The organism is Microcoleus sp. Pol11C3 (genome assembly GCF_036701485.1).
GTDB lineage: Bacteria > Cyanobacteriota > Cyanobacteriia > Cyanobacteriales > Microcoleaceae > Microcoleus.
On the sequence record NZ_JAUBQW010000312.1, the window covers coordinates 1 to 1193 of the forward strand.

Below are 1193 nucleotides of genomic sequence, written 5' to 3' on the forward strand. Positions count from 1 at the left end.
TGCTTACTTAAATGACTTAATTGGTAAGCGAAGAAATAGTTGAGTATAAATACTCATCGCAAAAGTGACACGCTCCCTGTATGTTCAGACTAAACTAAATGAAGCTCAAGGCTTTGGAGCCGGAGAATTTAGTCACGAATGGCAATTATGGGATGAGGTAGTTCTGAGACATTCAAAGCTGATGGTATTAGGTAAACCTGGTGCAGGTAAAACTACATTACTACAGTACATTGCACTTAATTGTGATGAAATTGAGTGTCAATTCAAGTTAGTCCCTATTTTTATCTGTCTTGAAATTTTGGCTGACAATGCCAAGCGTCCCGATGAAATTGATATATTAGGATACATTCACAACAAATACTGCTGTAGTAATGTTTCAGAAGAAGAACTTAAAAGTTTACTGAATCACGGCAGACTGTTGTTTTTGCTTGATGGTTTAGATGAAGTTATCGAAGAAAAAATTAGTAGTGTTAAGTCACAAATTAATCATTTAGTTGATATTTATAGCAACAATCGATTTATAGTCAGTTGTCGAAAGGAGTTTCAAGCATATCAATCTAAAAAATTTGCTCATTTTCGTTCTTACTTAGTAGCCGATTTTGACAAAACTCAGAGAGACGATTTTATTAAACAATGGTTTGATGAAGTTGCAGTGATTGCACAACCAGAACGATCGGCCCAAGCAAATTACTTAATTAAAAAGCTGGATCTGCCCAAAAATCAGGGAATCCGAGAACTGACCGATACGCCTCTGTTACTCCATCTAATTTGTCTGATTTTTCAAGAAAGAGGAGATTTGCCGTCTAAAAGAGTTGATCTTTACAGAGAAGCAATAGATTTATTACTAGAAAAATGGAATCAATTTAATGAGCGTTTACACATAGATGTAGTTGAATTGAAAAAATCCTTAAGACGTATAGCAGCTATAACCTTTGAGGCGGGCAAGTCTTATTTTGAAGAAGCGGAAATTTCGCCGCTTATTGCGAATTGTTCTCAAACTTTATCCACTACTGAAGTTTTATCTGGTCTTATTGTAAAAAAGGGATGGAAACAATATGCTTTTTCTCATCAAACTTTTCAAGAGTATTTGACTGCCGAGGAATTCGTAAATTATAAAGGGCTCTTCAGAACTTATGGTGATAACTTTATCTAATAAAAGATAGACTCGTGCATAAGACTAGAAGCTGAAACTC

At 35.0% G+C, this 1193-nt stretch carries 1 protein-coding gene; it reads left to right on the forward strand.

The window, feature by feature from the left end; all coding sequences use genetic code 11:
* Positions 1 to 64: 64 nt before the first annotated feature.
* On the forward strand, positions 65 to 1153 hold the full coding sequence (locus tag QUA40_RS28810) for an NACHT domain-containing protein (protein ID WP_333132140.1): 1089 nt from the start codon (positions 65 to 67) through the stop codon (positions 1151 to 1153).
* Positions 1154 to 1193: the final 40 nt, after the last annotated feature.